Below are 22,680 nucleotides of genomic sequence, written 5' to 3'. Positions count from 1 at the left end.
GAATGGATAGATAGTATTGAAACTGAAAAAATAGGAAGTCAAAGCAAACATGGTAGTCTAAAAATAGCAAAAGATGCTGGTATAGACTTACTCCTTAAACACTTTCCAAATGCACAGCTGAGTGAAACTCAAATGGTTTTCTTTATTTACGAAAGAGATGGATATTGGTCTGACGAAGGATCTAAGGTACTACAAGAGCTTTTTGAAAAAGGGATAAAGAGAAGTAAAGATATTAAGGTAAGGGGTTTGAGCGAAGTGGATGAAAAAATTCCTAAAAATTTAATTTTATATGGTCCTCCAGGAACAGGAAAGACGTTTACTACTACTGAGAAGGCATTGAGGATATGTGGTAAATGGAAAAATGAAATGAAAGAAGATGAGAACCTTGCTTGGAGTGCCTATGATGAAATAGTTCAGATGGGGAATATCAAATTTATTACATTTCATCAATCTTATTCATATGAAGAATTTGTAGAAGGAATAAAAGCTGAAGTGGTTGATGGAAATATATCTTATGAATATGTTGATGGCATATTTAAAGAAATGTGTAAAAGAGCTACTAAAAGTCCAAGATTTTATAAGAATGAAAAAATTGAACCTAACTATGAAGTGGTTATGGTAGAAGAAAATATAATATATATCAAAGGTGAAAATACATCTGGGATAGCTCCAATCCCTTTAGACTTAATAGAGGAATTAGCAAACAATGTAATAAATGGTGTTATCTCTCTGAATGAAATTGGACAGGGGACAAACAAGGATAAAGCTTCAATTAAGTACGACAATCATTTATTAGGATACAAATCAATCCTAAAAAGGCTAGTTATGAATTATTTAAGCAAATTAAAGGATAACCAAACGAACGAGGATAATTATGTTTTAATTATTGATGAAATAAACAGAGCAAACATAAGTAAAGTATTTGGTGAATTAATTACCTTAATTGAAGAAGATAAAAGAGAGAGAACTAGCGTAACACTACCTTATACAAAAACTCTATTTACCGTTCCAAAAAATCTTTATATTATTGGAACCATGAATACTACAGACCGTTCAATTGCTTTAATGGATTATGCATTAAGAAGGAGATTTCAATTTGAGGAAATCTCTTCAAAAGCTGAGTTGTTAAAAGATAAGAATGTGTCATTTGAAGAAGAAACGTTAAATCTAGGAGAGTTATTAGATACCATAAACAGGAGGATTACTTATTTATTAAACAAGGATTATACTATTGGACATGCTTATTTTTGGAATGTCGATAAACTAGAAACACTAATCGAAATATTAATTAATAAAATAATCCCTTTGTTAGGAGAATACTTTTACGAGGATTGGGAGAAAGTTGCCCTTGTACTTGGAGATAATCAAAAAGAGCCTGGGGTTATGAAGATAATTATAAAAGATAAGAAAAGTACTCCGACAGTTTTATTTGGTAAAACATCTGAGATGTTTGATGAAAAACAAATCTTTATGTTAAATCCAGACTTTGGTATAGATAAAAAAGCTACATTTATTACTTTAAAAAAAATATATAGTTAACGTTGGTGTACAAATGTATAGGATTATTAAAGTTGCAGAATATGAGAGAATTTTCATCAGAGACTATTTTTCTGAAGAAAAAAAGTTTATAACACAAGAACAGGCCTCTCTTCTTCGAAAAAATGAGAAAAAACTTGGTAAAAAGGTATTCGAATGGAGTTATGATTTCTTAACTCCTATAAATTGGGTAGGAGTATTCATTATTCCAGGATTACAAGTTGAGATTTTTCCTAAGCTTGATAGTGATGAGGATGCTGATAAGTTAAGAGATGAGCTGCTCTTTATGCTATCTTATACTCGAAGAGTTCCTTATAGAATAACAAATGAAGGAGAGTTCAAAAAAAGTAAGGACTCTCTTTTGGAAATATACATTAAGGTGTTTATTAGAAAAGTTAACGAAATAATTAAACAAGGATTGTTCAATGGTTATAATTTGAAAACTGCAAACGAGAACTTTCAAAAGGGGAAGTTACTGATTCAAAAACAGATTACATTTAATCAATTAAGGAAAGAAAAGTTTTATGTTGCCTATGAAGAATTAACTGAGAATAATCTACTTAATATGATAGTGAAAGCTACTATTGATTTACTATTTACGAGGACAATGTCTTTAAAAAATAAAAGTGACCTAATTATTTTAAGGAATATCTTATCTTCTATAGATACTAGAAAATTTAACAAAAATCTTATCAAAAGAGTTAAATACAATAGATTAAATAAATATTATAAAGAAGTAATTGATTTATCAAAGTTGTTTTGGAATTATGATGCTCCAAGCTTAAATTCTGGCAACAATATAAGTACAATTGGCTTATTATTTGATATGAATAAAGTTTTCGAATCATTTATAATACAGAGTTTATTGATATTTTCTGAAAAATTAACCGAAAAAAGTTATGAAGTACAAAGACAGATTAAAAGTAAATATTTATTCCAAGATAATAAAAATAAGAATTTATTTAAATTAAAGCCCGATATCATTTTAAAGAATGTTCATACGGATTCACCTGAATTAATTATTGATACAAAATGGAAGTTGCTTGATACAAGAAAAGAAAATTTAGGGATTTCTCAGTCTGATATTTATCAAATGTACGCTTATGCTAGGGAATACAACGTAAATAACTTAGTATTATTATATCCTTTTCATAAAGACCTTAATGTCGAATTGCCCATATTTACGAACGAGAGCATGAGAGAAATGATTACTTTAAAAGTAAAGACTATTGATTTATACTCTGTTTCAAATAATTTTAATGATGTTTACAAACAGCAGCTCTTTAATATTATATCTAATTAAAATTGATAATGTAAATGTTTTGGGGTCAGACCCAGATTTTTTAGTTGATATAAATTTGGCGGCTTTACGTTTAATGTTAGACTTGCTTCTGATGCTCCATTACCTTCTTCAAGTAGTTACCCATTCAAATGGATAGCTATTTTTTTTGGAAAAATTTTTTTCAACCCACCCTGTCCTTTTTCACTGTTTATTTCTATATAGAAGGTGAGAAGCAGATGACCCAATCGAGGGTATCACATTTCCGAACATGATAATAAAAAGGAGAGGTTGGAATGAGCAAGTTGTTAATAAAAGAAAATCCTGTCATGATTATCCCGTCGTTGGCGGTAAAGATTGGCCTAAATGAGGCGGTGGTCCTTCAACAGACTCATTTTTGGCTATCGATTAGCAAGCATGTGATTAAGGGGAAACGGTGGGTTTATAACACCTATTTGGATTGGCAGAAGCAGCTGCCCTTTTGGTCGGTGAGTACCATCAAGCGGACGTCTTGAACGTCAGGGTTATTTAATCTCAGGGAATTGGAATAAAGTGATACTTGACCAAACGAAGTGGTATACGATTGACTATGTGAAACTAGCAGTACTAGAAGAATCACAGAGTGAATAACGATTAGGTCAAATTGACAACCTGCCTATTCAAATTGAGCCAGTCAATAGTTCAGGTGGACCCATTGAACAGACCAGTTTGAACCAAGCGATACCAGAGAGTACTGCAGAGATTACTACAAAGAAACAAACTCCTGTTGTCGAGATTATCCACTACCTGAATGAAAAGACCAGGATGGACTACAAACCTAGTACATATAAAACCCAAGAATTGATCAAGGCCCGATTAAACGAAGTGTTTACCGTCGAGGATTTTAAAAAGGCGATTGATTCGAAGACAACCGAATGGCTAAGTAACCCTCGGATGAGCAAATACCTTAGGCCCACAACCCTATTTGGAAGTAAATTTGAATCCTACCTCAACCAGAAATCCTACAAGAAAACCTTGAGCGAGGAGGATTTTGATTTAGATGTTTAAGCGAGAAACATTTGACTTATTAATTAAAATAGCCGTTTTTTATAATCAGCTTTAAGTAAATCAGGAAAAAGTGAACCTGTGGCATGAAGTACTGAAGGATTACACCTTAGCCGAAATCCAAGGAAATCTATATACCTTTGTGAAGAATTCCTCCTACCCTCCTAAATTAGCTGAACTAATAGCACACGCGAACGATACGAAGATGGTTCCAAATTTGGAGGAAACACGGATGTCAACCTCCAAGTTGATGCCAGCGAGTGGAACGGTTGTTCAACGAGAGTTAGCGAAAATGAGAACTATTTTGGGGATTACAAAGGGGGCAAGTGGTGCACAAGCTTGAACCATTTAATAAAAGCGAAGAAGAAGCATTGGTTGGCGCATTATTCTTAAATCAACACTTGGTCAAAGAATGCACCATTCGTCCCGAGCAACTATATACCAGGGAACTGAGACAAATTTATTCAGCCATCCGTAGTTTAGATGAAAAAGGAAAGCCGGTTGATCTCATCACACTGATGGAAGAGGTGGGCGATGATAATATTAGTTCATTTGGCGGAGCTAGTTATTTTTACCAATTAGCGGGCAAAGTCCCCTCACTAGCCAACTTTCATTCCTACGAAAAAGTAGTCAGGGAATATGACCAGAAAGGAAAGGCCATACAGATTGCCGAAAAAATCATCGAGTGTGCATTCGAAGCAAATATCACCAAGACCTTAAGTGAAGGGATTTCCGAATTAATGGCAGTAGAGGAGGATCAAACCAATGAAGATAACGGCGATATTACCCCATCGTTTGTGAATTTATTCGAAGACTGCGAGAAGGATTTGGGCGATATTGTCGGGATTCCTTCTGGCTTTACTCACTTGGACCGGCTAACTGGCGGGTTTCAAGAATCAAATTTAGTGATTATGGGGCACGTCCAAGTATGGGGAAAACGGCATTAGCTTTGAATATGGCGCTCCATGCGGCCTTTCATGATGTGAGTGTGGTCTTCTCCCTGGAAATGTCAAAGAAACAGCTATTTAAACGAATCGCTGGTTTTACGGGGAGGATTGACAGTCTCAAACTGAAAAATCCGAAAAGGGAATTTCAAGAGGAAGATTGGCAGCATTTGACCGATTCGATTGGAACGTTAGCGAAAGTCAATTTACATTTATTTGACCGGGCAGGGATGGATGTCCACTATATTTGGTCAAAGCTTCGGAAGATTCGCCGCGAGTACGACCAGAACAAACGGATCCTTGTGGTGATTGATTATCTGCAGCTGATTACAGGGGATCCGAAATGCAAAAGTAACCGCCAAGGAGATTAGTGAAATAAGCAGATTGTTAAAAACAATGACGAGGGAACTGAAAGTCGACGTTATTGCCCTCTCACAGCTGAGCCGTGGTGTGGAAAGCCGCCAAGACAAACGGCCGATCCTGCCTGACTTAAGGGAAAGTAGATAGCTACCAGTCTAGTCCAGTAAGCTCTATTAGGAGACTATTATGAAAAAATATAAAAATAAATATAAAAATAAATATTATATCCATTTCGATACCAAGAAAAAATATAATATTAATCTACATAACTACATTACCAATCCAATAGAGATAAAATCTCATGGATTTTATCCTTTTATTCATTTTGAAATAAAATTTATAAAATATGTTTTAAAGAAAAAAGAATTTGAAAAGGGAAATAAAATAGAAATAAAAGAAAAAAAGAGCAAAGTTCGAAAGATTAAATATGCTGCTCATATTGATCGTTTTATTTATCAGCATTATGGTGATTTATTAAATAATATGTATAATCTTCATGTCAAAATGCTAGGGATAAATAGAGTAGTAACAGCATACCGGAATAATTTTAAGGGGAAAAATAATATTCATTTTGCTAAAGAAGCATTTGAATTTATTGCAAAACAGGATAAAGCATTCATTTTTCTTGGAGATTTTACCAACTTTTTTGATAATCTCGATCATGCTTACTTAAAAAAACAGCTATTAAATATTTTTAAGTTAAATAGCCTTCCGGATGATCATTATGCTGTTTATAAAAATGTTACAAAGTATTCTTACATTAATTTAAGTGATATTGAAGCTTACTATTCAAAATCGAGTAAAGAAATTAAAAAAGATGGCAAAATAAAATTCTTTGAAACTAAAGAATTCCAACAAATAAAACAAATGTTTTTAAGGAAAAATGAAGATAGTTTTGGAATACCTCAAGGTTCTTCTATTAGCTCAGTATATTCAAACATATATATGATGGATTTTGATAAAAATATTAATAATTATGTCACTAGTAAAAAAGGAATGTACAGGCGATACTGTGACGACTTTATAATAATAATCCCAATCTGTGATGAAGTAGAAATACCCACACATAAAGAGCATATATTTGATCGTACTGGAATGATTCCTAAACTTGAATTGCACCCTGATAAAACTGAAAGTTATATTTTTGATAGAAAAGTCAAGCCAGTGATTAAATCCATGGACAACACTAATCGATACCTATTTAACTATTTAGGTTTTAGTTTTGATGGAGTAAAGATTAGAATACGAGATAAAAGCGTGTTTAAATATTATTCGAGAGCTTATAAAAAGGCGAGAACAGTTTTACGTCATAAACGAAAGGGCTCTGACAAGGAGAAAATAATAAGGAGGAAATTGTTTAATATTTACACTTATATAGGAGATCGTAAATATTATAAAAATAAAAATGGAAATTTTTTAACTTACGCTAGAAAAGCTCATGAACTTTATAGTAATAGCGGGCTATTAAATAGCGAAATTAACAATCAATTAAAAAGACATTGGTATGAAATTGGAAAAAGGATAAAAGGCTGACAGCAAGAATAATTTATTCTCCCACATATACTAGTAGAGGCATTTGATATGATTCCGAAAAAGTTGATCGATGAAACAAAAAATCTGTTTTACTTAGGGACTAACCTAAGAAAAGTAGACAATATAAAACACTTCCTAAATGTTACAGTGTAATTAGTACATTTATCGGAGGTGTTTTTGTGTGGGCAAAAACGTATATTCATCGCGAGTCAAAATGGGCGGAGATAAAATTGAAAGTAAATTATCCAACAAAGAGATTATGGATAGTTTGGTATTAAGAATACATCTCAAATTAAAACATGGATGAAATGGTAAATAAATGGAGAAATGAACATGAGGATTTAATCATTGGAATTTGTAAATCGACCAATTATTGTATGGACACTAGAAAATTAAAGCCATTCTAAAACGTCAATATAGGATTGCACTTAATTGAAATACCGTGCAAAGAATTATGCAAAAACATCATTTGCAATGTAAAGTAAAACCGAAAAGAAAATGGAATTAACAAGGGGAAAGTGAAGTGATAGCATTCAATCTCCTTGATCGTGATTATAGTGCAAGTAAACCAAATGAAAAATGGGTTACGGACAAAATAGGTAAGACATTCAATCGAGAATAATAAAAATAATTCAATGAAAATAGATGGGCGACATTCTTATTATGTATGTAAAGTTAAGAGACTAATCAAACAGCCGATAAGCATGAAAGTTATCGGCTGTTTTTGATAATCTATTTAAATAATTCTAAAATCTCCGCATAATCAACTTCTGGATCAGGTTCTAGAATACCTCTTTCGATTGCATCCAGCATTCGTTGTTCTTTTTCTCTTAAACGGTCATAAATACGTTCATCAATTGTATTTCTTTCTCCTTCTTGGCCTTCAAGCATGAAGTAATAGTACTTGGTATAATCAGTATCTTGTAACCCAAGTCGGTGAATACGGTCACGAGATTGTAGCATGTGTGTAAGGTTAAATGAATACTCTAAATAAATAGCATCATGACAATTACGATGTAAGGAGACAGACTCAGCTAATGTATGCGGATTTGTAATTAAAACCTCAATTTCTTGTCGTTTGAAGGCTTCAATAATTTCCTCACGTTCTTGTTGTGGTGTACTACCATAAATTACAGCTGCTTTAACACCTTTAGCTGATAAGTCTGCGTATACTTTATCAATCGTATTAACGAACATGCACCAAAATAGTGCTGTTTTTCCTTCATTGTGCAGGTCGACAGCTAGGTCCACTGCAGCTTTATATTTAGAAGTTGTTGATATTTGCTTGATAGTTTCTATTTCCTCATTTGTAAATACAATTTCGTCTTCATCAAAATTATTGAACCAAATTGTTTGGTTATCTTCGCCGTACATTTCAACACGATTGATGGCTTTTAATAGTAGCTCTGGATTAGCAGATGCTTGGATAAGACGAATATATAAGTGTAGTGGATTACCTGCGTACTTTTTGTATAGTAAATTAATAATATCCTGTTCTAAATGATTAGCAGGCACCATGATAATATCATCTGGATTTGCTGGTGGAACATTAAGTTCTGTTTTAGTTGTCCTCCAGAAAAATGGATATATCTTGTCATTGATTTTTTGGCTTTTTAAGACGTCTGGATTTTTCAAATCGTTAATTTTGAAGTTGAAGAATTTCTTATACTCATCTGTATATAAAATATTTAAAAAGTTGTAGATATCTTCATAAGTATTAGGAATAGGTGTCCCTGTTAAAACGTATTTATAAAGTGGCTTCTCTGCAATTTTTTTCGCAACCTGTGCACGTTTACTACGTACGCCCTTGATTTTGTGTACTTCGTCGAATATAAGTATTGTACGCTCATCAATTATATCCATTAGGATTTTTTCATATTTTTGAAGTGACTCGTAGTTAATTAAAATAAGATTTTTGTTCAAACTATTTATTTCAAGTTGTATAGCAGGTGCTTCTTCATCATGTATATCTAGTAGTCGAAGTGCTTTTTTATCACCAAAGTTCTCTGCAAACTCAAGTTTCCAGGAGAGGAAAGAGTTCTTTGGACCAATCATAACAATTCGTTCTACAGCATTGATTTTAGGAGAGTTCAAGTAAGCAAAAACACCATAAATCATTGATGTTTTACCAGCCCCAGGAACAGAGAAATTTGCTGCCTTTTTCATTTGTTGCATGTAAAAGGCACTCCACATCTGCATTTCACGCAATGGACGATGCAATTCATTACTGACGATTTGCTGGAATTCATCAAAACGATCTAAAATCTGTTTATCTTGAGATTTTAACAAAATCGCATATTTAGACCGTTCCTCAATCCAGTATGCCTGTTGTTCTAAAAAAGCTGTTAATTCATGGCTAACTATAAAGTTGAATTTTTTTCGATTAGCTAATCGGTCCAGTATTTTAATGATATCCTTCATCTCGATATATGTTAAATCGGATTTAAAATTAGGATATTCGCCATTTAAATAGGGTACTAGTTTTTGTAGAGCGTAATCAGTTGGTTTAATAGTATAGGATGTAAGTGTATCTTCTAAAAAAAGTTGACCATCATTAATAGATAAAATTAACGCATCCTCTGTTAACATTTCTGGATTCAAGATGAGCCTCCCTTTATCGAATGACATGATTTTTTGCTTGATTACTTCATTGATTTCTTTGACATAGACTTGCTTCATTTGAGCTTTATTCTCCCAAAGCACGTCGAATTCTTGGCGTGCATGAACTATCTTGATCTGATCGAATTCAGAGGCTAACCATGATGTTGTTATATCAAAGGATTCAAAGTTATTTTCGATTGCTGCTTGAGTTTCATTATTAGAGCCAGTAAAGTATATTAAATTTCCTTCTGCATCTTCACATAGGCCAAATTTTGAATGGAATATTCCAGAAGTTTTAAAGCCAATCTTAATATCAACTTTACCTCTTGCGATTAAATGAGCAAGATTGTGAAAATTAATTTGTTCATCAGTTGTGAGTTCCTCATTTATTTTTGATAATAAATTATTAATCAGTTGTTCACGTAAATCGTAGCCCTTCTTAATTAAATCAAAATCTTCTTCACTAATATCTTGAGAAATAATAAGCCGCATTTTTCCGCCATTATGAATGAGGCCCTTTAAGCCCTTAGCATATGCTGCGAGGGCTTTAGAGCTAAAGTAACCACTTACTCGATCATAGGATGTTGCTATCTGTAGTACCGGGTTATAAAACTCATTCACAATGTTGGATGTGGTCGTATAATAAGAAGGTTTTAAAGGAATCTCCTTAAATACCAAGCTTTTCACCGAACAACTGAATTGTAGAGTTAATATTATCCATTAAAGATTTAAATTCTTGTTTAGAAGCGGCATCTATACGAGAGATTTGATCTGTATCAATAGAATCTAGAGCTGTAATGGCGCGTTTTAGGGATTCAACCGGCTGCCCTTGGATATTTGAAATTATTGTTTCGGCGATTTTGTCTTCGATAAGGGACTCTGATTTCTTTTTAGACGGTAATTCAGCATTGACTTGGCGGATTACTTCTTTGGTTACATTTTCTTCCTCATGGAAAGTTTCATAAACATCTTCAACAATTTCTTCGTATTCTTCTAAAAACTCTTCACGGTTACCTGCACGTAAAATGTTTTTACCGATATCACGAATATAACGAGTAGTATCACCACGATGTGGGATGGCTAATGCTGCAAATAAAGCATTACGAATACGTAAATACTCAGCTTCATCAGATGCGTCTTCTTTATTTAAAATTGACATGATTTCTTGTAATGGACCATCTAAGTTTAAATCACGAGCTACATAGTACTTTCCTTCAGCATTTATAAACTTAAGGAACTCAACCATTAATGTCGCTTTTTTCACCATTTTTTCGACTTCTGATTTCCTCTTGTTTGTGTTAAAAGCATAATCTTCTACCGTAAATAATTTGTCTTGAACAATAACTGAAAATACTTCTACTAAGTTGTCGATTGGGTCGTAATCCACTGGACGCTCTTCAGCATGTTGTAAGTTTAACTCTAAACGCTTAATATCAGTATCTGTTAAGCCGTCACCTTGGTCTAAAATAACTGCTTCAAAATAAAAATTATGTCCTTCTCTATTCAGTAACCGAATACATGTGAAACGTCTATTTCCGTCAATTACTCGACCATCATTTAATACAACACCTGGTAAGCGTTGACCAAATAACTTAATGTTTTCTTTTGTTCCTTTTAATGCTGTTTCGTTTGAATCGATGATATATGCTTCTAAGATTTTGTTATAAGCTTCTTTATCCGAAAAATCCAGTACGTTTCCTTCTGATTCATAACGGTTAATAGAGCTAATAATACGACCATTTTTGTTGTTATAGTGAAGCACTTCTACTGGAATGCGGTATACCTTATGATTTTCTGTTTTGCCTTGGATTGTTAATTTGCGTGTTGCATCCGTTTCTTGGATAATTTTTTTGTCTATTAATTCTTTTAACGATATAGTAGTTGTTGTCATGTGTAATTCCTCTTTTCTGATTGATATAGATATTATTAATATATCTCCTCGAAGAACGATTCTTTGTCGCAAAAGAATTTTGATAAGTCGGGAGAGTAGTAAACATCAGTGTTTTGTAATAGAGTAATTGCTTTCTGAAAATCTACTTTAATGCTGTATTCATGTATGATGTAATCAATCAAATCATAGCCATCGATTGAATCGAATTTTTGAATAAGCCATTTTAAAAAGTCTACAAGTGATACATCATCATCTTGGATTTTAAATATGTATCCAGATGCTAGAGTGATAGTTCTAATTTCTGAATCGGCCCACAAAATTCGATCGTAAAAGATGCTTTCAAATCCTATGTCAAATAACTCATGATTAAAACCTTTGTTTTTGAGAAAAGCTATAGAAAAATATTGTTCTTCTCCTGCGAACTCTCGTACTTGATTTTGAAAGTCGATAATTAATGATTTCTGAATGCCCGCTTTTTCTATCATTCCCGATGTGATATACATATCTTTTTCGACTTTTAATAAATCAAGGCTTCTTTCAAGGTCATAGATTACTTTCCTAAAAACTTGTGTGTGATTTATAGGCAATCTTTCGTTAACATAATAATCTTTTGAGAGAATCGAGTCGATGAAATATCTTTCAGCATTTTTGTAATCATTTTTCAAGATATATTGACCCCTGATGCTATAGCCTAGCTTGTTAAGTAACATATTATTTATTATTCGATCTTGAAAATCCTTAATTTTCTTAGAGCCTTGTTCAATAATTTCTTCTATTGTATAAATATCTGCTATTAAAACAGAACGCATATAAGCCATTTCTTCTTCACTTACTTCTTCATATTTAACTTGTATAATCTCTTCGCTTACATATTCAAAAAGATTCGCCTGGATGAAACTTTTTAAGGAATTTTTCCGAAGGTAGTAAACATTGTAGACATAGTCGACAAAATCATCAATGTGAATAGGTGCCTGTTCGTGAAAAAGGTGAATAATAAAATCTTTTTTCTCAATATTACCTACTGTAAATTCCGGCATTCGATTGTACGAAACATTTTTAATCTTGATAAAAGTTCGGTAAAGATTATGCAGTTCATTTGCATTACGAATATCTATTTCTCGCATAAAATCAATATTCTCTTCATATATTTTGTACATACTATAAATGCCTGTAGGTAAATCCACTAATTCTTTTAATCGATCAAATTCTCCTTCAGTCAGTTGATCAATATCAAAATAACGAAAATTTTGACTGCGATCGTGAAGAGCATATCTGCTTCTTTCATGCATCCCTCGTAATGACTCAAGAGTTTCAGCTAGATCGATATTTAAGTTGTGCTTAATGATGTATTCGTTGTATTTCGGAAAAAGGACTTCACTGTTAGTAGTGTTACGTCCAAAATAAAATAATACATCATCGAAAACCGCTAATTTGTTCAAGTGGGTAAACTCATTTTTATGATTCATGAATCCGTTATTATGTCGTAGAATTACCTGCATTTGTTTGTCAGTAAATGAGAATTTATTAATATTTTCTAAAAGATCCTTAGTACCTTTTTTGTAACGAAGAGTTAAGTAGTTATAAACTGAATTTGGTTCACCTGTTAAGTCACAAAACAATTCTCTAGTAATATTGAATTGTTTAAATAAATCCCTATACAATATATCTTCTTCTGTATAAGTAATTATCTTTAACGCAGCTTTTTCTCTCAATGCAACAGCCTGACGGGAAATATTTAAATCGTCAGAAATTTCTTGTAGCGTTTTGTTTTCTATAATTCTTGCAACCAATACATCTCTATTTTTCAAGTTAGAGTAGGCTAAATAATCGCGGATGCTTTTATACTTTTTTCTGTACCATAAACCTTTAGAAAAAAGTAAGCTTTTTTTGACAAAATCATAAAAGATTTCTTTAGTTATGTCAGGTATAGCATCTGATAGTTGCTCGAAATTGAAGAATTCACCAGGTTCGAGAGAATCAATGTAACTCTGAATTAAGACGTTAGGTTCTATTTTCTTTTCAGGTATTCTTGTAATGTGTGAAGGATTGATTATTGATTCAAGAGCATTATAGGCATTCATAACACGCTTGTATGTTGAAGGACGACTATTTGGTGAGACGTTTAAAAAATCCTGCAAAGTAATTTTTTTTAAATCTTCATACTCTATACCTAATGATATAAGCAAATTAATATTGTGCTCAGATAATCCAGTAATTGCTAGAAATTTTACTGTAACCCGATTCAGTTTTTCGGGAGGCATTTCGTCTAATGCAGCTTTAATTTTAAGGATTAAAGATTTTTTTTTAGTTAGTGTTTCTTCAAGATAAGATGTATTCTCTAAAAAATCTTTAGATGTAAGATGGAGTTTTTTCACTAACATATCGATAGTTTGTAAAGATATTCGATGTCTGTCATCTAGAATGAGATTATATAAACTGTGTTTATTAACAGCATTAATATCATACATTAAATGAATCACCTCATTTCTTAATAATAGCATTACCTTTAGAAAATCAACTTATTTAATACTAAACTAAAAAAAAATAAAAAACAATATGAAAATCAAAAAATAGCTAATATACATTCCTTTACCTAAAAAGATCGCCTAACAAATTGTAGGCGATCTTTGTTATTGAATATAAGCTAAATAGTCATTTTTAGTTAAAAATAGTAAGTGCAATGGTTCGGAATAATATTGGTCAATATTATTTGATTTAAGTAGTTTGTTTAATGTATTGAAATCTAACATTATAGAGTATGTTTCATTTACTATTTCAATAATATTATCGATGGATAAATAAGTTTGCTCATCTTTATATAAAGACTTTAGAAATAGTGATAGATTGATAGCTAGGGGAGTCTTAATGAAAATCAGATGGCCACATAGTTTCAAATTTTTTAAACGACCTGGTCTTTTTAAAAGTGATTCATAAAACATCGGTTCAAAACCGAAATCTTCAATAGTGTGATGGAAGCCTTGTTCTTTTAAAGAAGTTAGTGTAAAATATTGTCCTTTTTGTACAAAATCTTCAACCGCTTCTCTATAAGTGATTAACATTTCACTTTTTATGCTCGCTTTTTCGAGGGCTACTCGAGTTAAGTAGGTATTACCATCAATCTTAAAAATAGAATAGCTGTTTTCCATATTCTCTAATTTACGTTGAACAAATGCACTTACCCATACATCATCATTAGGTAAGGTGAAATAACGATCCTTTAAAATCTCACCGGTAAAATAATAATCAAGGCTGGTAAAGGTATTCTTTAATATAAATGGGGGAAATAAGTTGTAACCAATATTTTTAAGTTCTGATTCTACTAAATCAAAGGCATTGAAACTTGGGAAAATCGTTTGAGTTAGTTTAATATAATGGTCGATTGTGTAAATGTCATTTGAGAGTAGTGGACTAACTTTTTTATAATCATAATTTGAAAAAATTTGATTATTTATTTGATTGGAATCAATGTTTAAAGAAGGCATATCAGATAAAATTTTTTTTACGTAAGTTGCATTAAACCAGTAACATTGCTTCGTAATAAACTGGCCATCAGGTAATTCCACAGTATCATCAGCGTTTTGAGCTTTAGGACGAACGTGCATCACTTTAGATTCCTTTAAAGAAGGTAAATTATTTTGTGTAATTAATTTAGTGCCTTTAGTTACTTGAGTTAATATTACACCATTTTGAACTTTTTGTTTTAATAAGGACCAAAATGCATATAAGTCATTATTTAGTGTTTCTTCAGGCATTTTCCATAATTTAAGCCCTCTAAAATAGAGATTTCGGCCAACATATTGAAAAACAACAAATAAAAACGTTGTATTGCTAAACTTTTCTTTTACAAAACTGTTACCCCATTCTTCATTCACTAATTTATGAAATTGAATTTGTTCGAATGACATAGCTTCTTTAGGAATTCCCTTTTCGTTTAAACGAACGGTTTTTATAGTTAAATTTAAATCTTTTTTTAAACTTTTAATATCAATATTAATGTATTTAAACATTGCGTTTACTAAAGTGGTGATGGAAAGTTTATTACTTAATAAATTTATATTTATATCTACCATATTACCTACATCGAATACATTTTTATTAATAAATGTATCAAGTGAAGAAGTGATTGGTATGTTATTTTGCATAATAAAATCTCCTTTAATATAGAATAATATGTTTTAGATTAATTATACACTAGTTTATATTTTAAGTAATGAAGTTAAAATAATTGGGATATTAGATAAAAATAGTTAATCTTTTTTCTTTATATTACGAATATAAATAAAGATTACAGGCAGGAAGATTTTAAAAATAGAGTAAAGAAATATGTCTATATCTCAATATATTCGCACTTCCAGAGAGTCAAAATCATCGATTTGACATCTCTTCACTAGATCCAGAGGAATTCCCACCATCATGAATAAAATGGACGCGGTCAGAACTGTTCGACCCAATTGCAGCTGGCAAATGGGAAATCCTATTTTGAAGTGTATCACATCTGGAAAGGTAAAGTCGGGGCCTGGTGGAACAGTCGTCCGTTCAACATCCTTTCCATATGTCCTAATTCCCATGCACTAGCCAAGAAATGGGGGAGCAATTGATTAGTTCGATTCTCCAGGGAAGGGAGCTGCTACCCAGAAATAAACCATCCCGCAGGAAGTAGGAGCGTTCCATGGGGATTATTATGTTGTTGATATTGTCAATTCCGCAATCAAACAATTGTGATTAGTGGCATGTATGTAGAATTTTTTATGCGTTGCTTGAACATTCTTTGGAAAGTGAAATTGATTATTCAATAAATCAAATAAACTCCCCTCTATCTGCGTGTGGTAGGAGGGATTCATCGAAAAGAATTGCTATTTAATATTTGACAATTAAATAGGACCTAAGGGAGTGTTATTTATGGAAGGACATGTTTTTTCAAAAAAACAGTTAGAAACTATTTTTAAAAATGTTGTTGGCAAAACATTAGGGGAGGTAGATAGAAATAATGTTTTTGAACGAGCAAAAACAAATCCGAAAATCACAGGTATTGTAGGAAATGTGATTGAACAGTCTGTACTCGGGTATCCACCGGACTCTAAACAAAGGCCAGATTTATTAGTTGATGGTAAGGAAGTAGAGTTAAAAACAACAGGTATAAGAAAACCAAAAAAGAAAAGTAAACATCCAATTGAGGCGAAAGAGCCCATGTCTATCACTGCCGTTTCTCCCCAAAACATATCAAATGAACATTTCGACACATCTCATTTTTGGCATAAACTCGAAAATATGCTGTTGGTTTATTACCACTATGCTTCTAATGAAACAGTTACAGCAATCGATTATGCAAATTTTGTGATTGTGGACTATCAATTTTATCGTTTTTCCGAGAAAGATAAGGATATCTTGAAAAATGACTGGTCTATCGTAAGAAACTTTATAAAGGAATTACAAGAGAGTTATGACATACCGGAAAATGAGTATCATAGGATTTCTTCTGAATTAAGAAAAGACTTAATGTTTATTGATATTGCTCCTAAATGGCCTAATAGACCAAGATTTCGGTTAAAAAGAACAATCGTTTCAACGATTGTCCAAAAACATTTTGGCGAAAAGTTTGAAAAACTAACTACTAATTATTCTACCTTTAAAGAATTAGATGAAAAATTACATAACTTAACAGAATTATATCGTGGAAAAACGATTTTACAACTGATGTTGGAGCTAGATATTCCTGTTAATAAAGCTAAAACAGGGGATGTACATAAGTCTATTTCTGAACAATTAGTTGTAAAAATGTTTGGTGCAAAAGTAAAAAAAATCAGTAAGATTGAATTGTTTAATAAAATAGGAATTATACCGAAAACGGTCACTCAAACCAAACAGGGGACCAGAACAGAGGATACGAAATTATTTACTATCGATTTTACCGAATGGACAGATGAGAAAATTGAGTTTGAGGATTCTTTTGTATTTAATTATTTTACTAATCAGCATTTTTTGTGCATTCTATTTGAAGAATGGTCAGTTTCTTCTAGTTTACTTAGGAATAAATTTTTGGGATTTAAACGATTAATTTTTCAAGATCATGTAATAGAAAATGATGTAAGGAAAGTTTGGAATGAGGTTAGAGAATTAATTAATAACAATCAATTAAAAGAATCTCCAGAATATGATAAACACGGTCGTTCCATCATAAATAAAACAGGAAAATTGAGGACTACTATTAATTTTCCAAAATCGAAAGATCATGATTTTTTTGTTAGAGGCTCAGGTGAAGATTCAAATAAAAAACCATTGGTAATTAATGGGATTCATATGTATAATCAGAATTTTTGGATAAAAGGAAAAACTTTAGTCACCATGCTAAATGAAATAGATTTTATTTGATATATTGCTGGGGAAGGAGATAATCGGGTTATTGAAAGTATTCGCAGCCCGTTTACAAAGTTTTCCTACCTCTCATTCGATGTCATGGTGATTAAACAACTCCGTACTTTTGTCATTTTGTTAGAAGATATGGCAACAAAGCTTTTGTTCTTTCTAGTGATACGATTTCGATCAAAGAGCATTTCTCACGTCTTGCAGATTTGATGAGAAAACATAATCCAATTAACCATACTATTTTACAAAAAGAAGAAAAGCGGTTAATAAATAAATTAAATGATAAAATCTCACAAATTGAGGATGAGCGTTTATTCTTATAAGAAGATATCGGTCAGGCGATTTCGTTTTATTTTAGCGGCAAGTTTTCAGATGAAGAGGATGCTTTTATTAAACCATTCATCGAAGTGGATGGGGAGGCATTTAAAAAGAATATTAAAAAGGTTTATTTAACTGGCCTAGATGAACAAGGTTTACCGCTTAGTGAGTTTAGTACTCCGTGGCCATTACAGGATGAGACCCTCACCTTGTTAAGTGAAAGACATCGGGTCCCTGAACTGAATGAATTACGAAACAGATCTATCAAGCAAATTTCGAGATATTTACTTTTTATCGCTTTAGAGTTTTTACCAAACGAACAACTAGAGCAATCTTGGATTCGAAATTTCCTTAATCGCGTTGAATTACAAACGACAGTATATGTCCATCAGCTCGGTTTAAACGTAGTAAATCATAAATTTGATTCCAAGGAACTTGGTCATATCAATGAAAATCCTTTTGATTTTGCGTGCCATACTACTGATGAAGACGAGTTAAGATCAGCTTTTGATGAACTGAAATACGAGGATATTCTTGCCGAATACCAGTTATGTCAGCGCCGTTTTTATTACGGATATGTACTAGGCCGATATCCGGTCTTTTTCGATGAGTTTATTCATCAGTTCATTTTCACTGAGATAGTAAAGCTAGTAAAACGGTATACTCTGCAAGCCGATGATAAGGTCATAAAGCTTGTTAGTGAATTGTTCCCGCAGTGGACTGAATTCAAGAAAAATGCGCTTGCACAAACAAGTATTGGATATGCCTGACGTAGGCAAGAAAGACAAGATGTAATTCATGGAGAATGTTTCAGTAAGTGAAACGCGTAAGAACTTTCAGTTTCCTGGCTTGAAGAAAGAAGATAGAATAAAACTTTTCGAGGAAGTCATGAAAAAGAAAGAAGACATCATGAAGAACTCAAAAAATCCATCACCAGAAATGGCAGCCACACTGGATGCCAATCCTGGATATAATTGCCGCTTCTGTCCCCATCTTTATTATTGCTCAGCAGGAGTATATGCGGTGAAGAAAAATTAGTATGAATGTACAAGTATGGAAAACTGTCGCAGCGAAGTTGGCGTACATTAGAGGAAACGGTGCAGCCCTTATCGATTGTGGAGGAAATTACCTTGATAGCAGTAAAAGAGATTAAGGATAAAGGATTACTGGTATCGGCTAAGGAATTATTAAAATCAGGGAACATCAAATTAGATGACGATGATGATGATTGGCCATAAGAGGTTCGTATTATAGTAGAGAGGTTGATTCAAGTATATGGGCAAGAGCTTTAATCATACACTAAAAAAACAACAGCAAGATATTGTTAATTTTAAAGGAAATGAAGTCTTGATTCGTGGGATTGCTGGCAGCGGGGGATGGTTATCTTGATGCCAATCGACGAGGCCGTGGTAGTGAAGTTCGGGTAACTGCTCCTGACTGACGTACTGAAGCTGTACCTGTTGAAGATCCTGCGCTTAGCGAAGATTATTTTATGTTTCCATTACAAGAGCATATACGTATTTGCAGCTTTATTCTCATGGCGAACCATCTCGATTATTGAAGGAATTAGATAATCAGTATTTCGATAAGGTGAGTATATAACCGTAAAGATGCTGTCTCAAAAGGTCGTTTTATGACGCTCTTTTGAGCAGCTTTTTATTTTCTTATTTTTTATGCACAATAAAAAGGTGCCCCGAAAAGATATTACTTTTACAACACCTTCTCTTTCATTCTAAGGGACTGATACTTCTATAAAGGAATTGGATTATATTAATCAGATTAAAAACTAGCAGCTCTTTAGCTGAAATAGTACCATTTTTGTTAAGTTTAAACGGAATAACTTTTAACTCGAAACATAAATGCTCAAAGTCTTGCCTAGATTCAGAATTAATCGTATAACCAAAGAATCTTTCTTCAATTACCTGACCAAGACCACCTTTTGCTTTGGTATTGTTTAGCCTGTTTATTACATTGATTTCTCCAATGGTTTTACCTTCCGGTTCCTGAGCTTTCAATAAACAATCATCCATCTTTAAAGTTTGTTTAAAATTTAGTTAGAACGATCGTTCTTATTTATGATATAATTAATTTATAAAGATTTATTGATGATATTTTTTGTCATCCTTATTATGGAACTGAAAAACTCATGGATTTGTGGTAAGATAATCTAATCTATTCTTTTTTAAAAAGGTAAGTAAAATCTCGTTGATTATCCCAATTAGAACTTATTTTATTGGTTGATCTTTTTGTCAATTGTTATTATAATATTTCTTAGGTATATTCAATACCGAAAGGATGTTCGTTATGTTGAAAGTTATAGAATTATTTGCTGGAGTGGGGGGTTTCCGACTCGGACTTGAGAAGACAGAAGGTTTTGAAGTAGTGTGGGGAAACCAGTGGGAACCCTCTAAAAAGGCACAAGATGCTTTTGATTGTTACGCTAGAAACTTCGAAGGAAAAGGACTTCATTCGAATGAGGATATAACTTCTGTTAGTGAAAAGATTTTAAGGGATTTAAATGCAGATATTATTGTTGGCGGTTTTCCATGTCAGGATTATTCAGTTGCCCGAAGCCTTTCTGGAGAGAAGGGTATTCAAGGAAAAAAGGGAGTACTATTTTGGGAGATTATAAGGCTTGCAAATGAAATAAACCCCAAATACATTTTACTTGAAAATGTTGATCGTTTATTGAAATCTCCTTCAAAACAAAGAGGCAGAGACTTTTCGATTATGCTTGCTAGCTTTCGAGATTTGGGCTATTCAGTTGAATGGCGTGTGATTAATGCTGCAGAGTATGGACAAGCACAACGGCGGAGAAGAGTCTTTATTTTTGCGGTTCGGAATGATATTCAGTTTATCCAAAATAAAGCAAATTTAGAAGATTCAACTATGCTTCGCTCGGAGGGCTTTTTTGCAAAAGCTTTCCCTGTATTGGATGATGAAGGTAAAAAGTTTCATGGCTTTACCTTTTCAGAAGACATAGTTGATATTTCAGATAATTTTACTAAAACATATTATAACTCAGGTATTATGAGGGATAACAGGGTTTATTCAGAAGAGTTAACCCCTGTCATTGAAGAACCTGTTACATTAGGAGAAATCCTTCAATCAGGAGTTGGCGAAAAATATTATATAAACGATAGTGCTAAAGAAAAATTTATATATTTAAAGGGTCCAAAAAAGATAGAACGTACTGCAGCAACTGGGCATAAATATATCTTTTCAGAGGGTGGAATGGCTTTCCCTGAGACTCTTGATAAACCTGGTCGGACGATGTTAACGAGCGAGGGGACAATTAACCGGAGCAGTCACGTTGTCTTAGATCCTGAAACGAATCGTATTCGAATTTTAACTCCAGTGGAATGTGAACGATTAAATGGTTTCCCAGATTATTGGACAGAAGGCATGTCAGATAGGATGAGGTATTTCTGCATGGGAAATGCCCTTGTTGTGGGCTTAATTGAGCGAATGGGTAAAAGAATTCTAGAAGTTGAAAATGAGGATTTAGAAGCACTAAAGGAACAGCCTCAGCAAATGAGTTTACCCGTTTAGATTAAAAATTATCAAACGAAAAGCCCGGGATGACTTAAAAATGTGTCCCGGTTTTTTTATTACCTATTTATAACTTTCTATTTAAATAGTGGTAATAATTTTTATCCCGAATATTAATCAGAGCGTTTTCATATTTTGGTATAATATTGGAAAATAAGTTTACGAAAATATAAAAAATTACGGTTTAATAAGGGGAAGAAAAAATAATAAATCAACCATTTCACACCACCTAGTTTAATTCTGTTTTATTTATATCGAATCTATTATAAGCCTAGAGTATTCTTATATCCGTGAATCTCAGATGAAAATTGTCTCTTCATAGCAAGAGTTCAGAATTTGGACAAACATATAAAGCTTTGGTTGATGAATAACGGAAACCTGTTCATGGATTAAACATAGTTCGGAATTCAAGACATCAGTATTGTAATATCTTGGTTAAAGTCATAGACCAATTCACTATCATACAAGGGGGAATAATTTATAATGGCAAGAACAAACAAGGTTAAATTTTTAGTAGATTTAAGTCCTAATACTCAACTGACTCACAAAGTATTATCGAGTTACACTTCATTGTTTTTTAAAGACTTCGCAATTGGCTCAATGTTTCACAGTGGTGATAGAAAGAATAAATTTTCAATCAATGCAATTGAAGGTAGCGAGTTTGAATCCTATCTCAATGAAAAAGTTGGAGCAACTGTAAAGTCTGATTCAGAAACATACAAGGTCGCATGGCTAGATTTAAGCAAGGAAGCTGACTTTGAAATTTTAGAAGAAATAGCTGTAGAGTTGCCGAAGTTTGAAAATGCAGGCTTGAGAACACTTTATGAGCAACATTAGGATCTCGTTTACTATTGGGAGTCTTTAGTGATTAAACACATAGGTTTGAATTCACGACTTGGTTACAGAAATTAATAAAACCCGTCTTTTATTATCAGTGTGTAATATAAGTGGAAAATTTTTCAAGTAACCCATCCTTTTGTATATTAGATCCGTAGGCGTAAGTAAATTTATGAGAGTAGCGTTCTAGGGGTGCTGCTTCTTTTTATATCGATATGGTATTATTCTCCTATACAAGAATTTCAAGGAGTAGATTGCAGCCTATTCTTTCTCTCAAAATGAACCAGAAAAGATTAACTTAATTTATAAGATAATTAAATTGAAAAAGAAAAATCCTTCCTAATGTAAAGTGTACCCGTTGTAAAGGACATTTTTAAAAAAGACCTAGGCAGTTTCAAGAAGATGATCTCTGTATTGAACAG

The 22,680-nt window shown here is 32.6% G+C and carries 17 protein-coding genes and 1 pseudogene; 13 read left to right on the top strand and 5 right to left on the bottom strand.

Going from position 1 to position 22,680, the window contains the following annotated elements; translation table 11 throughout:
- Window positions 1-132 precede the first annotated feature (132 nt).
- The 7 genes and pseudogenes from AB7942_RS23725 (at window position 133) to AB7942_RS23690 (ending at window position 6,696) form a co-directional block, all read left to right on the top strand.
- On the top strand, window positions 133-1,539 hold the full coding sequence (locus AB7942_RS23725; RefSeq protein ID WP_369448791.1) for an McrB family protein: 1,407 nt from the start codon (window positions 133-135) through the stop codon (window positions 1,537-1,539).
- Between the two features lie 13 nt (window positions 1,540-1,552).
- On the top strand, window positions 1,553-2,839 hold the full coding sequence (locus AB7942_RS23720; protein ID WP_369448790.1) for an McrC family protein: 1,287 nt from the start codon (window positions 1,553-1,555) through the stop codon (window positions 2,837-2,839).
- Between the two features lie 272 nt (window positions 2,840-3,111).
- A complete protein-coding gene (locus AB7942_RS23715) occupies window positions 3,112-3,330 on the top strand; it encodes a hypothetical protein (protein ID WP_369448789.1) in 219 nt (72 codons plus the stop codon).
- Between the two features lie 193 nt (window positions 3,331-3,523).
- Window positions 3,524-3,862: a conserved phage C-terminal domain-containing protein gene (locus tag AB7942_RS23710; protein WP_369448788.1), complete on the top strand. Its 339-nt coding sequence runs from the start codon at window positions 3,524-3,526 to the stop codon at window positions 3,860-3,862.
- 326 nt (window positions 3,863-4,188) lie between these two features.
- Entirely contained in the window at window positions 4,189-4,806 is a 618-nt protein-coding gene (locus AB7942_RS23700; RefSeq protein WP_369448787.1) for a DnaB-like helicase N-terminal domain-containing protein, read from the top strand.
- Window positions 4,788-5,310, top strand: a pseudogene (locus AB7942_RS23695) (DnaB-like helicase C-terminal domain-containing protein). The gene AB7942_RS23700 and the pseudogene AB7942_RS23695 overlap by 19 nt, the downstream one beginning before the upstream one ends.
- A 39-nt stretch (window positions 5,311-5,349) precedes the next feature.
- On the top strand, window positions 5,350-6,696 hold the full coding sequence (locus AB7942_RS23690; RefSeq protein ID WP_369448786.1) for an RNA-dependent RNA polymerase family protein: 1,347 nt from the start codon (window positions 5,350-5,352) through the stop codon (window positions 6,694-6,696).
- Between the two features lie 732 nt (window positions 6,697-7,428).
- Here the strand turns inward: AB7942_RS23690 and AB7942_RS23685 are convergent.
- From AB7942_RS23685 to AB7942_RS23670, 4 genes are all read right to left on the bottom strand, one after another.
- On the bottom strand, window positions 7,429-9,984 hold the full coding sequence (locus AB7942_RS23685; RefSeq protein WP_483310904.1) for an SNF2-related protein: 2,556 nt from the start codon (window positions 9,982-9,984) through the stop codon (window positions 7,429-7,431).
- Window positions 9,965-11,188: a hypothetical protein gene (locus AB7942_RS23680; protein ID WP_369448784.1), complete on the bottom strand. Its 1,224-nt coding sequence runs from the start codon at window positions 11,186-11,188 to the stop codon at window positions 9,965-9,967. The genes AB7942_RS23685 and AB7942_RS23680 overlap by 20 nt, the downstream gene beginning before the upstream one ends.
- Before the next feature lie 35 nt (window positions 11,189-11,223).
- On the bottom strand, window positions 11,224-13,656 hold the full coding sequence (locus AB7942_RS23675) for a sigma factor-like helix-turn-helix DNA-binding protein (protein ID WP_369448783.1): 2,433 nt from the start codon (window positions 13,654-13,656) through the stop codon (window positions 11,224-11,226).
- Between the two features lie 162 nt (window positions 13,657-13,818).
- On the bottom strand, window positions 13,819-15,330 hold the full coding sequence (locus tag AB7942_RS23670; protein ID WP_369448782.1) for a PDDEXK family nuclease: 1,512 nt from the start codon (window positions 15,328-15,330) through the stop codon (window positions 13,819-13,821).
- A gap of 757 nt (window positions 15,331-16,087) precedes the next feature.
- On the opposite strand from AB7942_RS23670, the gene AB7942_RS23665 reads away from it, so the two are divergent.
- From AB7942_RS23665 to AB7942_RS23650, 4 genes are all read left to right on the top strand, one after another.
- Window positions 16,088-17,557, top strand: coding sequence for a MutH/Sau3AI family endonuclease (locus AB7942_RS23665; RefSeq protein WP_369448781.1), 1,470 nt, complete (start codon window positions 16,088-16,090; stop codon window positions 17,555-17,557).
- Window positions 17,558-18,078: 521 nt separating this feature from the next.
- A complete protein-coding gene (locus AB7942_RS23660; RefSeq protein WP_369448780.1) occupies window positions 18,079-18,639 on the top strand; it encodes a hypothetical protein in 561 nt (186 codons plus the stop codon).
- Window positions 18,640-18,667: 28 nt separating this feature from the next.
- The gene (locus tag AB7942_RS23655) at window positions 18,668-18,907 is read left to right on the top strand and encodes a hypothetical protein (RefSeq protein ID WP_369448779.1); all 240 of its coding nucleotides are present in this window, start codon (window positions 18,668-18,670) and stop codon (window positions 18,905-18,907) included.
- Window positions 18,908-18,912: 5 nt separating this feature from the next.
- Window positions 18,913-19,107: a hypothetical protein gene (locus AB7942_RS23650; protein ID WP_369448778.1), complete on the top strand. Its 195-nt coding sequence runs from the start codon at window positions 18,913-18,915 to the stop codon at window positions 19,105-19,107.
- Between the two features lie 489 nt (window positions 19,108-19,596).
- Here the strand turns inward: AB7942_RS23650 and AB7942_RS23645 are convergent, their stop codons facing one another.
- Window positions 19,597-19,884 (bottom strand): MutH/Sau3AI family endonuclease, encoded by a 288-nt coding sequence (locus tag AB7942_RS23645; RefSeq protein ID WP_369448777.1) that lies wholly within the window; start codon window positions 19,882-19,884, stop codon window positions 19,597-19,599.
- Between the two features lie 289 nt (window positions 19,885-20,173).
- Between AB7942_RS23645 and dcm the strand changes: the two genes are divergently transcribed.
- Both dcm and AB7942_RS23635 read left to right on the top strand, forming a co-directional pair.
- Window positions 20,174-21,421, top strand: a complete 1,248-nt coding sequence (gene dcm, locus AB7942_RS23640; protein ID WP_369448776.1) for a DNA (cytosine-5-)-methyltransferase — start codon at window positions 20,174-20,176, stop codon at window positions 21,419-21,421.
- Between the two features lie 483 nt (window positions 21,422-21,904).
- On the top strand, window positions 21,905-22,258 hold the full coding sequence (locus AB7942_RS23635) for a hypothetical protein (RefSeq protein ID WP_369448775.1): 354 nt from the start codon (window positions 21,905-21,907) through the stop codon (window positions 22,256-22,258).
- Window positions 22,259-22,680: the final 422 nt, after the last annotated feature.

This window comes from Neobacillus sp. BF23-41 (assembly GCF_041106275.1).
The sequence above is the reverse complement of the archived record's forward strand: the minus strand, read 5'-3'. Positions and strand labels throughout refer to the sequence as shown.